This window comes from Pseudomonas sp. S150 (assembly GCF_004526365.1).
In the GTDB taxonomy this organism is placed as follows: Bacteria; Pseudomonadota; Gammaproteobacteria; order Pseudomonadales; family Pseudomonadaceae; genus Aquipseudomonas; species Aquipseudomonas putida_A.
In genome coordinates, this window is the sequence record NZ_CP038207.1 from 3,704,129 (window position 1) to 3,716,179 (window position 12,051).

General features: G+C 58.2%; 14 protein-coding genes and 1 pseudogene. 10 read left to right on the top strand and 5 right to left on the bottom strand.

Annotated elements, in window-relative coordinates; genetic code table 11:
- The first annotated feature begins 55 nt into the window (after positions 1–55).
- The gene (locus tag E3Z29_RS16935) at positions 56–934 is read left to right on the top strand and encodes a LysR substrate-binding domain-containing protein (protein WP_134786393.1); all 879 of its coding nucleotides are present in this window, start codon (positions 56–58) and stop codon (positions 932–934) included.
- Between the two features lie 202 nt (positions 935–1,136).
- A complete protein-coding gene (locus E3Z29_RS16940; RefSeq protein ID WP_095135815.1) occupies positions 1,137–1,796 on the top strand; it encodes a carbonic anhydrase in 660 nt (219 codons plus the stop codon).
- 62 nt (positions 1,797–1,858) lie between these two features.
- On the opposite strand, the gene E3Z29_RS16945 is transcribed toward E3Z29_RS16940, so the two are convergent.
- Positions 1,859–2,572, bottom strand: coding sequence for an SDR family NAD(P)-dependent oxidoreductase (locus tag E3Z29_RS16945; RefSeq protein WP_098964016.1), 714 nt, complete (start codon positions 2,570–2,572; stop codon positions 1,859–1,861).
- 59 nt (positions 2,573–2,631) lie between these two features.
- A complete protein-coding gene (locus E3Z29_RS16950) occupies positions 2,632–2,844 on the bottom strand; it encodes a 4-oxalocrotonate tautomerase family protein (protein ID WP_095135811.1) in 213 nt (70 codons plus the stop codon).
- A 201-nt stretch (positions 2,845–3,045) separates the two neighbouring features.
- Between E3Z29_RS16950 and E3Z29_RS16955 the strand changes: the two genes are divergently transcribed.
- Complete coding sequence (locus E3Z29_RS16955; protein ID WP_134786394.1) at positions 3,046–3,969, top strand: LysR family transcriptional regulator; 924 nt, start codon at positions 3,046–3,048, stop codon at positions 3,967–3,969.
- A 210-nt stretch (positions 3,970–4,179) separates the two neighbouring features.
- Here the strand turns inward: E3Z29_RS16955 and E3Z29_RS16960 are convergent, their stop codons facing one another.
- From E3Z29_RS16960 to E3Z29_RS16970, 3 genes are all read right to left on the bottom strand, one after another.
- Positions 4,180–4,428 (bottom strand): CsbD family protein, encoded by a 249-nt coding sequence (locus tag E3Z29_RS16960; protein WP_134786395.1) that lies wholly within the window; start codon positions 4,426–4,428, stop codon positions 4,180–4,182.
- Between the two features lie 146 nt (positions 4,429–4,574).
- Positions 4,575–5,267, bottom strand: coding sequence for a DUF695 domain-containing protein (locus E3Z29_RS16965; protein WP_256662009.1), 693 nt, complete (start codon positions 5,265–5,267; stop codon positions 4,575–4,577).
- A 43-nt stretch (positions 5,268–5,310) separates the two neighbouring features.
- Positions 5,311–5,895, bottom strand: coding sequence for a TetR/AcrR family transcriptional regulator (locus tag E3Z29_RS16970; RefSeq protein ID WP_007967154.1), 585 nt, complete (start codon positions 5,893–5,895; stop codon positions 5,311–5,313).
- Positions 5,896–6,091: 196 nt separating this feature from the next.
- On the opposite strand from E3Z29_RS16970, the pseudogene E3Z29_RS16975 reads away from it, so the two are divergent.
- The 7 genes and pseudogenes from E3Z29_RS16975 to E3Z29_RS17005 all read left to right on the top strand — a co-directional run bounded on the left by E3Z29_RS16975 (position 6,092) and on the right by E3Z29_RS17005 (position 12,022).
- A pseudogene (locus E3Z29_RS16975) lies at positions 6,092–6,771 on the top strand (type 1 glutamine amidotransferase domain-containing protein).
- A 95-nt stretch (positions 6,772–6,866) separates the two neighbouring features.
- Complete coding sequence (locus E3Z29_RS16980; RefSeq protein ID WP_134786396.1) at positions 6,867–7,991, top strand: alkene reductase; 1,125 nt, start codon at positions 6,867–6,869, stop codon at positions 7,989–7,991.
- Between the two features lie 241 nt (positions 7,992–8,232).
- The gene (gene folE, locus E3Z29_RS16985) at positions 8,233–8,793 is read left to right on the top strand and encodes a GTP cyclohydrolase I FolE (RefSeq protein ID WP_098964020.1); all 561 of its coding nucleotides are present in this window, start codon (positions 8,233–8,235) and stop codon (positions 8,791–8,793) included.
- 106 nt (positions 8,794–8,899) lie between these two features.
- Positions 8,900–9,442, top strand: a complete 543-nt coding sequence (locus E3Z29_RS16990) for a DUF3833 domain-containing protein (RefSeq protein ID WP_098964021.1) — start codon at positions 8,900–8,902, stop codon at positions 9,440–9,442.
- Positions 9,439–10,149, top strand: coding sequence for an SDR family NAD(P)-dependent oxidoreductase (locus tag E3Z29_RS16995; protein ID WP_134786397.1), 711 nt, complete (start codon positions 9,439–9,441; stop codon positions 10,147–10,149). Before E3Z29_RS16990 ends, E3Z29_RS16995 begins: the two co-directional genes overlap by 4 nt.
- Before the next feature lie 14 nt (positions 10,150–10,163).
- On the top strand, positions 10,164–10,469 hold the full coding sequence (locus tag E3Z29_RS17000; RefSeq protein WP_134786398.1) for a DUF6482 family protein: 306 nt from the start codon (positions 10,164–10,166) through the stop codon (positions 10,467–10,469).
- Between the two features lie 14 nt (positions 10,470–10,483).
- On the top strand, positions 10,484–12,022 hold the full coding sequence (locus E3Z29_RS17005; RefSeq protein WP_134786399.1) for a cryptochrome/photolyase family protein: 1,539 nt from the start codon (positions 10,484–10,486) through the stop codon (positions 12,020–12,022).
- The last annotated feature ends 29 nt before the right edge of the window (positions 12,023–12,051 follow it).

Below are 12,051 nucleotides of genomic sequence, written 5' to 3' on the forward strand. Positions count from 1 at the left end.
AAACCAAACATAAAAATCAATATATATTTCTCAGAAACACAATTAATATTTGTGAATGATCAAAGAACTGAAAACACTCATTGCGGTGGCGCGGGAAGGCACATTCGCCGCTGCCGGGAACAAAATCGGCCTGACCCAGGCCGCTGTCAGCGCGCAGATTCAGCGCCTGGAAACCGAACTCGGTTTTGAGATTTTCGACAGGAAAGGACGTTCGGCCCATCTGAACAAAATGGGTCACCAGATACTTCTGCAGGCGCAGGAGTTACTCAGGCTATTCGACAATCTGGGTTCCACTGCGCAGGGCCAACCTACCAACATACTCATCAACATCGGTGCGATCGCATCCGTGCAACGTTCCTATTTGCCCGATGCGCTGGCGAAGTTTCACCAGCAGTGTCCGCAATGCCGCACACGTGTCATTCCAGGGCTTTCAATGGAGATGGTGAACCTCGTAGACGCCGGCGAAATCGACATGGCTGTCATCATTCGACCGCCTTTCTCTCTTCAAAGTGACCTGCGCTGGACGACGCTGGCGCGAGAGCCCTACCGACTGATCGTGCCGCGCGAGCTGGAGGGAAATGACTGGTCGGAACTGCTGTCCAGCCAGCCATTCATTCGCTATGACCGATCATCTTTCGGCGGCCGGCAGGTTGATCGTTTCCTGCGACAGATGCATTTCACCTTGCAGGAAGTTTGCGAACTGGATGAACTGGAGGCCATCATCAAACTGGTGGAAAAAGGTGTAGGCATAGCGCTGGTGCCACAGACAGAGCCCCATCAGGAATGGCCCGAAGGTGTACGAGCGATCGATTTGGGACAACACACCTTTCACCGGGATATCGGGCTGGTACATCGATCTCGACAGAGTTTCACCGAGCCTGTGCGAATTTTGGCTCAGCTTATAAGTGATCAGGTAACCGCCGTTGCAGAATAATAGTCGCCAAGCGCGGATCGAAATGCTGTGCAGCGACGACGCCAGCAATGCCAGAGCTTCGTCGCCGACATCACTTGGCTCGAAGTGCATCTTGCACGACTACTGCCAACACCTGCGACGTCTGCAATAATGCCGACCACAGCGGCGCGAAGGCATATCGAGTGCTCGTGCCCACATCTGCTTTTCGGGTTTGGAGGACTTCATGCAGGACATTATTGACGGCTTTCTGCGCTTTCAGCGCGAGGTTTATCCGCAACGCGTCGAGCTGTTCAAGCAGCTCGCGACAGAACAGAATCCAAAGGCGTTGTTCGTCACCTGCTCGGACAGCCGTGTGGTGCCGGAACTCCTTACGCAGCGCGAGCCGGGCGAACTGTTCGTGATTCGTAACGCCGGCAACATTGTGCCGTCTTACGGCCCTGAACCGGGTGGCGTGTCGGCGACCGTCGAGTATGCGGTCGCCGTGCTCGGGGTACAGGATATTGTGATCTGCGGCCACTCGGACTGCGGGGCGATGGGCGCGATTTCACGCTGCACGTGCCTGGACCATCTTCCGGCGGTCGCTAACTGGCTACGTCACTCGGACGCCGCGAAAGCGATTAACGCAGCACATGAGTTCGACACCCCCCGCGCCAAGCTTGATGGTCTGGTGCGGGAAAACGTGATCGCGCAACTGGCGAATCTGCGGACGCATCCATCGGTGGCCCTGGCGCTTGAGCAGGGACGTATGAATCTGCACGGCTGGGTCTACGACATCGAAGCGGGATGCATCGATGCTCTGGATGGCGCGACCCGCAAATTCGTGTCACTGGCTGATTCGCCGACCACCGTTGCGATCGCTGCGCGTAACGGCAAACAGATGTGATGGCGACAGATAAGTAAGGCAGAAGCCGCCTGGGGCGGCTTCTTGTCGACTCGCTTTCTTCATCAGTGACCGGCGCTTTGGCCGCCATCGACATGCAGGATTTCGCCGGTGACGAAGTTGGCGCTGTCCAGGTACAGCACCGCTGCAACGATGTCTTGCACCTCGCCCATGTGTCCGACCGGATGCAGGCTGCCCAGAGCGGCGTGATTTTCCTCGCCATGCATCGGGGTCTTGATGATGCCAGGCGATACGGCGTTAACGCGGATGCCGCGCTTGGCGTACTCGATCGCCAGGGATTTGGTCGCGGCGTTCATGCCACCTTTGGTCAGCGACGCCAGCACCGACGGCACCCCATCGATGGCATGATCGACCAGCGATGTGGTGATGCTGACCACGTGTCCACCCTCACCTTGTTTCTCCATCTGGGCAATCGCCTGCTGCGACATGTGGAAGAAGCTGCCCATATTGGTGGCCACAGTATTTACATACTCTTCGCGGGTATAGGCTGTGAACGGTTTGGCGAGGAAGATCCCGGCGTTGTTCACCAACGTGTCAATGCGGCCGAAACGCGCTACGCCTTCGCGGATGATTTTCTCGGCAGTCACCGGATCGGCAATGTCACCGGCGACGGTCAGGATGTCCGGATCCGCTGACGGTTTGATGGAACGCGAAGTCGCCACCACTTGATAGCCGAGTTTGCGAAAACCTTCAACGATGCCTGCGCCCAGCCCTTGGGATGCGCCAGTGACCACAACGACTTTTTTTGAATGGCTCATGATAATTCCTCAATAGTTTACGAAAGGGGTTTCACACACAGACGAGCCTGATGGCGTGATTACTTGGGCTCCACCAGCGACTGGCGGTACTCGGTAGTGGTTATTCCTGCGTAGCCCCAGTTATCGGTATCGACTTCCTCGATCACGATGTGCGTCAGGTGCGGATCCTTGTTGAGCACCGTCTGCATGGTTTTGGTGATCTCGGCGATGACCTGGGCTTTCTGTTCTTTGGTAACGCCGTCGCGGGTGATACGAACGCTGATGAAAGGCACGGGAGAGTCTCCAGTTCGCGCCTCATCGGCATGAGGAGGCGGCAAGTGGAGTGAACTCTAGGAGGTTGCCTTCAATGAATAAATGCGGCTGCGGTTACTTCATTTGTGACGCGGTGTAATGAATCGATCCGCGGTCCTCGCCACTGCATCATCGACATCGGTATGCTTTCGGGCACTTCGCGAATACCCGGTGTGATTAATATGAAGCGCCATTTTGATGACCTGCAGTTAGGCAGCATCGAGCTGTTTTGCCTCGCCTCGGAAACCGGCAGTTTTACCGCAGCCGCGCAGGTCGCCGGTGTGACGCCTGCGGCAGTAAGCCGATCGATTTTGCGTCTTGAGGAGCGTTTGGGATCACGCCTGTTCGTGAGAACCACGCGCAGCATCCGGATGACTGAACCGGGGCGGGTGTTCTACGAACAATGTCGACAGGCCCTGACTCAATTGGTGGAAGCGCAGCAAGAAGTCATGGGCGCTCAATCGATGCCTTCAGGGCGGCTGCGTATCAGTCTTCCGACCACCTATGGGCATCACCGGATCTTGCCGCTTCTGCCGAAGTTTCGAGCGCTTTATCCAGACGTCAGCGTAGATATCCACTTGGGTAACCGAAATATCGACTTCGTGGCGGAGGGCTATGACCTGGCGATTCGGGTTCGCGCTCAACCGGACTCGACCCTGATTGCGCGCTTGCTCGAAGACGCACAACTGGTCGTGGTCGCAACACCTGAATACCTGAGCAAGGCCGGCACGCCAACGACACTGGATGACCTCGTCGCTCACGAGTGCATTCAATTTGAACTGCCGAGCAGCGGTCGACGCATCTCATGGCTGTTCGACGTTGGGGGCAAACATCGGGAGATCTTCACTGAGGGCAGTTATTGCTGCTCGGATGATGTGCTGGGCGGCGTTACCCTGGCCAAACACAGTGCGGGTCTGTTCCAGACTTACAAATTCATTGTCGAGCGCGAACTGGCCGATGGCAGCCTCGTCGAGGTACTCCAGCCCTACAATGGACGCTCCAGGCCTTACACCCTGCTCTACCCCCATGGCCGCTATGTTCCTCAGCGGGTTCGGGCATTCGTCGACTTCCTGTTGCAGTATCGAGCCGATTGGGCGGCGAACTGAGCGACGGGATGGATTGGGCGGCGCGCTCATCTTCCAGAACATGATCCACTATCACTGAGAAGAACACTGCATTTCCCGCGCATTGAGCGGGATGTCGTTGAATCCATAACGTCCATGAAAGGCCGGTTAAAAAAAAGAGCCCCTAAGGGCCCTTTCCTTTAATTCAATTTTCCTGTCTTTCAACGTCTGGTGAAAAACCCGGTCACTCACTCAGCGACGAAAAATTCGGTTTATCAGGATCAATGCCGTAGCACCTATCGCGATTGCAGCTATCGGTTTTTCTTTGACGAAGGTCGATACGTTATCCAGTGCATCGCCGTAGGATTTAGTCAGCTGTCCAGCCGCCTGATGTCCGGCACCTTCAGCTTCCATCTTCGAATCACCCATCAGTTTCCCGACCGCGCTCTGCGCCTTGCCAGCCAACTTTTCCGCTACGCCTTCTACCTGTTCACTCTTCATGATTCATAAACCTTCGTTTAAGTGGGAAGCTCTGAGTCTCGACAGAAAAGTTGACTGGTGGCTGGGAGTTGTAGTTCCACTTTTTATGGCTGCCGCTCGTCAGTGGTGCTGAAAAAATGGTAATCGCCGCGCCCGCGGCACGCGTTTCATTCCATACACAATTTGGGGGTGACACGGATATCTTGTGCTGGTTGCCTCCCGACGCTGGGCGCCGCGTCCCTCTGTGCCTTTAACTCGACGGGATATGGACCGGTCTGCGCCAGAGCGGCTCGTACCTTGGTGATGAAGGCCTCATCGCTTTGCGTATAGAAGATCCACTCCCGCTGTTGCCCACCGGTGGCTGTGCATACCCACTTCGCCAGCCCGTTTTCCTGCACCGCCGCCATGATCAGCACCTGCATTTTCTCCATCTGCAGGGCGTCCCGGCGCTCTGGCTGGAGGCTCGGTGAAGAATATTTCCAGACTATCCGGGCCTTGAACGGCAGCGCTTGCTTTTCAGCCAGCGAAATCGAATCCACTCCCCTGTAGGACATGGGGATGGGCGTATCCGGGAAATCAGAAGATTGGTACTTGCTCTCGGGCATTTCGATGGCTTGCAAGCGCTGCAGATGAGCCGGGTCATCGTCAAGCAGCGCTTCAAGCGCTTCCTTCCTTTGGCGATCCCGCTCAGCCACACAGTGATCGTACCCGACACTGTTTACCGGGCCTGCGTCGAGGCAAGGGTCGCGCTCGACCGGTCGGGGCACCGTGTGGCTGGAGCAGCCGCTGAGAAGCACGCCGGCCAATGCCAAGATGCAACCTGTTGGCATGTGAAAAAAAAGAGTATGTCGCACGCCCATTTACGCTTCCTTGGCGGGTCGGGAGAAAGGGTTGTGGGTGTCCTCAGCTTTGCAAAAGCTGTTTGGTCATCACCATCGACGTCTGCAACGACTGCCCCGTGCGCTGCAGTTTGTTCAATAAACTCGCCCCCAACCACAGTTGATAGAGCGTTTCTGCCAGTTGCCGAGCGTCAGTCTGCGGCAAACTTTTATCCAGCTGCCCTTCTTCCAGGCACGTCGTAATTCGCGCAACGATGCGCTCGGCGCCGTCGCGCAAGGTCAGGCGCATCGACTCGGACAGGTCGGCGACTTCCGCGCTCAACTTCACCACCAGGCATTCATCACCATGGCCTTCCAGGGTGCAGCGGTTCTGCCAGCCCTGCCAGTAATCCATCAGCCGCTCATAGGCACTGAGCCCAGGCAGAGTCAGGCGTCGCTCCATATCTGCCAGGTAGCCGACAAAGTAGTCCTCCAGCAGCGCCTGGCCGTAGAGTTCCTTGGATTTGAAGTAGTGATAGAACGAGCCCTTGGGCACACCGGCGGTCTGCAGGATCTCGCTCAGGCCCACGCTGGTGAAGCCCTTTTCGGCCATCATGCGGTGGCCGGTGTCGAGCAGGTGTTGGCGGGTATCGTCGTAGGTCGGTTTCATGGGGCGCAAAATACCAAACATTAGACCAGTCGTATATTTCTGATGGGCAGGAGTTTGCCACAGTGATGGCGCGGAAACACGGGCGTAAAAATTTACTAGACGACCGGTCTAATATGAATCTATTCTGTGCCTGTCACTCCTTCCGAGGTGTCGCAGACGAACCCGTCGAGGACACCAGACCAATACAGGGCGCTCTATGAAAATCTTGATGGTTCTGACTTCCCACGATCAGCTTGGCAACACCGGCAAGAAAACCGGCTTCTGGCTCGAAGAGTTCGCGGCCCCCTACTACGCCTTCAAGGATGCCGGCGCGCAGATCACTCTCTGGTATCGCCGGCCGGCGGCCAGCCACCGCTCGATCCGAAAAGCGATGAGCCCGATGCGCAAACCGCTGAAACCGACCGCTTCCGCAAGGACCCTGCTGCTCAGCAGGCGCTGGCTAATACCGGGCGCCTGGCGGATGTCAGCGCTGAGGATTTCGATGCCGTGTTTTATCCCGGTGGCCATGGCCCGCTGTGGGATCTGGCCGATGACAAACACTCGATTGCGCTGATCGAAGCGTTCGACCGCAGCAACAAACCTCACGGTTTCGTCTGCCATGCGCCGGGCGTTCTGCGTCACGTGGTGGCTGCCGATGGCAAGCCGTTGATTCAAGGCCGGGACGTCACCGGTTTCACCAACGCTGAAGAAGCCGCTGTAGGCCTGACCGATGTCGTGCCGTTCCTGATCGAAGACGAATTCCAGCGTCTCGGCGGCCGCTACTCCAAAGTCGCTGACTGGCAGGTTCACGTGGTGACCGATGGCCAACTGGTGACGGGTCAAAACCCTGCCAGCTCGGCAGCCGTCGCCGAAAAACTGCTGAAGCTGTTGGCCTGAACCCTCCAGCGTCCAGACACCGTGCGCATCCCGCACGGTGTTTTTTTTACCGCATTACTAGTCGACTGGTCTAATAAGGCCAAAACAGGAATCACATGAAAAACAGCCCTTACTTCACCCCCGTCAAACTGGGCCTGCACACCCTGAAGAACCGCATCGTCCTGCCGCCCCTCACCCGCCAGCGCAGCACACAACCGGGCAATGTCGCCAACGCATTGATGGCCGAGTATTACCAGCAACGCGCCGGCGCCGGTCTGCTGGTCACCGAAGGCACGCAGATCGAGCCTCGCGGTCAGGGCTACGCCTGGACTCCCGGCATTCACACCCCTGAGCAAATTGCCGGATGGCGCACAGTCACCGAAGCGGTGCATGCACAGGACGGCGTGATATTCGCCCAGCTTTGGCACGTCGGCCGTGTGTCCCACACCGCGCTGCAGCCTGATGGGGCGGCACCGGTTTCAGCGTCCGCCATCGCCACCGAGCGAGTCAGCGTGTTCATCGAAACTGCGCCGGGCGCCGGCGAACTGGTTACGCCATCCGCGCCGCGAGCACTGAGCACCGATGAAGTCCAGGAACTGGTTCAGCTCTATATACAGGCGGCGCGCAATGCGATGGACGCCGGCTTCGACGGGATCGAACTGCACTGCGCCAATGGCTATCTGGTGAACCAGTTCATTTCTGCCCACAGCAATGTGCGCACCGATCAATACGGTGGCTCGCTGCACAATCGCCTGCGCTTTCTGCGCGAAGTGGTGTCGGGTGTCGCCGAGTGCATCGGTAAAGAGAAAGTCGGCGTACGTTTCGCGCCGCTGTTCACCACCACCGATGAAGCGCGCACCTATCTGGGCATGGTCGAAGAGGACCCGCACACCACTTACATCGAAGCGATCAAAGTGCTTGAGGATGTGGGCATCGCCTACCTGTCCATCGCCGAAGCGGACTGGGACGACGCGCCCGCGATGCCGCAAACCTTCCGCCGTGCAGTGCGCGATACCTTCAATGGCGCGATTATCTACGCCGGGCGCTACAACGCAGAATCCGGTGTGCAATTGCTTGAATCGGGACTGGCGGATCTGGTGGCTTTCGGCCGTCCGTTCATGGCTAACCCGGACCTGCCGGCGCGCATCGCCAATGACTGGCCGCTCAATCCACTGAATCCCGCGACGGTCTACGGCGGCAATGCCGAAGGCTATGTGGATTACCCGACCTACAGCGAATAATTCCGCGAATTCGCACAGCGCTCCCACTCACCGGGAGCGCTTCCTCTTCTCCCCCGCTACACCCGCAACCTCGCGCGCTGCGCTGCGAGGTTTTCGCATCTGCACAAAAAAGATTGCCGATTGATTGTCAGGTTTATTTTTTCAGCCTATCTTGAACAAAACCTATACAAAGCACTTCTTTACGTACAACTCTTCCGCTACGGATTGGCCCCCACGCACAGCACTGCCGCGAGCACCCTGAATGAACCCACTACTAGCCAGCCATTACCGCGAAATCCTCGTCGGTGTCGGTGAAAATCCCGAACGCGAAGGTCTGCTCGACACACCCCAACGTGCGGCCAAAGCGATGCAGTATCTGTGCAACGGCTACTCGATGCGCCTGGAAGATGTCACCAACGGTGCCCTGTTCGAATCGCAAAGCGATGAGATGGTCATCGTCAGTGACATCGAGCTCTATTCCTTGTGTGAGCACCACATGCTGCCCTTTATCGGCAAGGCGCACGTGGCGTACATCCCCACCGGCAGGGTGCTGGGACTGTCGAAAGTAGCGCGCGTGGTGGACATGTTCGCCCGCCGTCTGCAGATCCAGGAAAACCTCACCCGGCAAATCGCCGAGGCGATTCAGCAGATCACCGATGCCTCTGGCGTGGCCGTGGTCATTGAAGCCAGGCACATGTGCATGATGATGCGCGGCGTCGAAAAGCAGAATTCGATCATGACCTCTTCGGTGATGCTCGGTGCTTTTCGCGACAGCTCCACGACGCGTCAGGAGTTCCTGCAATTGATCGGGCGGCGAAGTTGATTTCCGACCTTCGACAGGCGCGATAAACCTGTACACGATAAACCCACTGTACAAGCACGATATTCCCAACTTCACCCCCATACCTGTGCACTCAGGGAGAACGGCAATGGCCCGACTTGTGCTCTTACTGGCTCTGGTACTCGGCGTTGCAAGCTGCGGCAGCGTGGATGTCAGCCACTATGCCGATCAGCAACCGGCGCTGGATCTGCAACGCTTTTTCAGCAAACCCGTGAAAGCCTGGGGGATGTTTCAGAAGCGCTCCGGGGAAGTGGTCAAGCGCTTTGAGGTCAACATCGTCAGCCATCGTGAAGGCGACAACCTGATTCTCGATGAGCGCTTCCTGTACAGCGACGGCACGCGCCAACGCCGCGTCTGGACCCTGACGCCCGAGGGCCAGGGACGCTGGAGTGGGCGTGCGGGTGATGTGGTGGGTGTCGCTACAGGTCAGGTCGCTGGCAATGCGCTGCACTGGCGTTATCGCCTGAATCTGCCGGTCGACGGCTCAACCTATGAAATGAGCATGGACGACTGGATGTACCAGATGGACGAGGACACGCTGATCAACCGCACCAGCATGTCCAAACTCGGTGTTGAAGTCGGTCAGGTGACCTTGTTCTTCCGTCGCCAGAGCGCGGGAGAAAACCAATGAACAGCCCGTTCAGCATGGCTTCCCTGGGCGATGGTTATCGCGCACTGGTGATTGGTGCCAGTGGTGCTATCGGTAGCGCGTTTTGCCAGCAGCTCAGTCAGGATCCGCGCTGTGCCGGGGTTCGTGAGCTGGGGCGTCGTACCGTTCCGGCGCTGGATCTGGAGCAACCGGAAACCATCGCCAGCGCAGCCACCGAATTGGCCGCAGAAGCGCCCTATCAGTTGATCGTGCACGCTGCGGGTCTGCTGCATCGTGAGCGGATCAAGCCAGAAAAGAGCTACAGCGCGATCGAGGCGGATGCGCTGCAAGCCGTGTTTCAAGTCAACACGCTGGGACCGGCAATGGTGTTGCGGCATTTTCTGCCGCTGCTCGCTCCCCAAGGGGCGATGGCGATGCTCTCGGCCAAGGTCGGAAGCATCGGCGACAACCGTTTGGGCGGCTGGTACGCCTATCGCGCCTCCAAAGCAGCACTGAACATGCTGATCAAGACGGCGGCGATCGAACTGGCGCGCACCCGCCCACAAAGCCGCTTGCTGAGTTTGCATCCAGGCACAGTCGTGTCGGGCTTGTCGCAACCTTTTCGCGGCGCTTCCAGCGCGCGTCCGGCAGATGTCGCCGCTGACCAGTTACTCAACCTGATTGACCAATTGACCGCGGCCGACAGCGGCCAGTTCTTTGCCTACGATGGACAACGCCTGCCCTGGTAGGCAAGGAGTGAAGCGTGAATCTGCAAACCCTGACCGAACGTGCGGCCAACAGCGAAATACGTGAGCTGGAGCTGCTGTCGCTTGAAGGTGGTTTTTATCTGGCCCGCATCCGTCTGGATCACGGCCAGTTCACCTTGCTCGACGATGCAGCCAAACCGATGCATCTGCGCTCGATCACCCATCTGCGTGACCTGCTGCAGACTGTGCCGGCATTCCCCTGCATGCTGGTGCAGCAATGCGTGCACGACGAAATGTGCGGGCGTGATAGCGGGCCCGTCGAAGAGCTGCGGATTCCGTTTTCGCTGACCACAGCGTTATGAAACGGATGCTGTGAATGAACCAGAACCGTCGGTTGTGCCTGGTACTGGGCGATCAGTTGTCCTTTGAGCTGGCTTCATTGCAGACGCTCGATAGCGAGCGCGACAGCGTGCTGCTGGTCGAGGTCATGGAAGAAGCCAGCCATGTGCCGCACCATCCACAAAAAATCGCCCTGATCTTCAGCGCCATGCGCCATTTCGCCCAGGCCCTGCGAGACCAGGGCGTTCATGTCGAATACGTGACCCTGGATGATCCGCACAACAGCGGCTCGGTGCCGGGGGAATTACGCCGCTGGCAACAGCGGTTGCAGGTCGAAGAAGTGCACGTCACCGAATGCGGCGACTGGCGTCTGGAGCAATCGATCAGGGACTGTGGCTTGCCCATTCATTGGCACGCCGATGCGCGTTTTCTTTGCAGTCGCGATGAGTTCGCCGCCTGGGCCGCCGGCAAAAAGCAGTTGCGCATGGAGTTCTTCTATCGCGAGATGCGCCGCAAGAGTCGCTTGCTGCTCAATGGCGACGGCACGCCGGTGGGTGGTGCGTGGAATTTCGATGCGGAGAATCGCAAGGCCCTGCCCAAAGGCGTGAAAGCCCCCTACCCGATCCGTTTCGGTAATGACGCGATCACCCGCGATGTGCTCGCCCTGGTGAGGGCACGCTTCAGTCAGCACTATGGCGCACTCGACGACTTCAACTACCCGGTCACCCATGCCGACGCGCAGGCGCTGTGGGAGTATTTTCTGGATTTTGGCCTGGCAGGATTCGGCGACTATCAGGACGCCATGGCCAGTGACGAACCGTTTCTGTTTCACGCGCGCATCAGCGCTGCGCTCAATATTGGCCTGCTGGATTTGCGGCAGTTGTGCAGCGACGTCGAGTCGGCCTATTGGGCCGGCAGGATTGCCCTGAATGCCGCCGAAGGCTTCATTCGGCAACTGATCGGCTGGCGGGAATATGTGCGCGGCGTGTACTGGCTGAAAATGCCGGACTACGCACTGGGCAACGCATTCGGCAACGACCGGCCACTGCCCGAGTTCTACTGGACCGGTGCGACGCAGATGAACTGCATGCGCCAGGCCATCGGCCAGAGTCTGCAGCATGCCTACGCGCATCACATTCAGCGGCTGATGGTCACCGGCAATTTTGCCCTGCTCGCCGGCATCGCGCCGAGCCAGATCTGTGAGTGGTATCTGGCGATCTATATGGACGCCTTTGACTGGGTCGAGCTGCCCAACACCTTGGGCATGGTCATGCATGCCGATGGCGGTTACCTCGGTTCCAAACCCTATTGCGCCAGTGGCCAATACATCAATCGCATGTCCGACTACTGCCGAAGCTGCGCCTACAAGGTCAGCGAAAGTACCGCGGACAATGCCTGCCCGTTTAATGCGTTGTATTGGCATTTTCTGATGCGCCACGGTGAACAACTGCGCGGCAATCAGCGCATGGCGATGATGTACAAGAACCTCGACCGCATGCCGCCAGCCAAGCAGGAGGCGCTGTGGCAACGCGGGCAGAACCTGTTGGCGCGCCTGGATAACGGCGAATCGATCTGAAATGAGCGCTCGCTTGCGCGGGTGGTGAA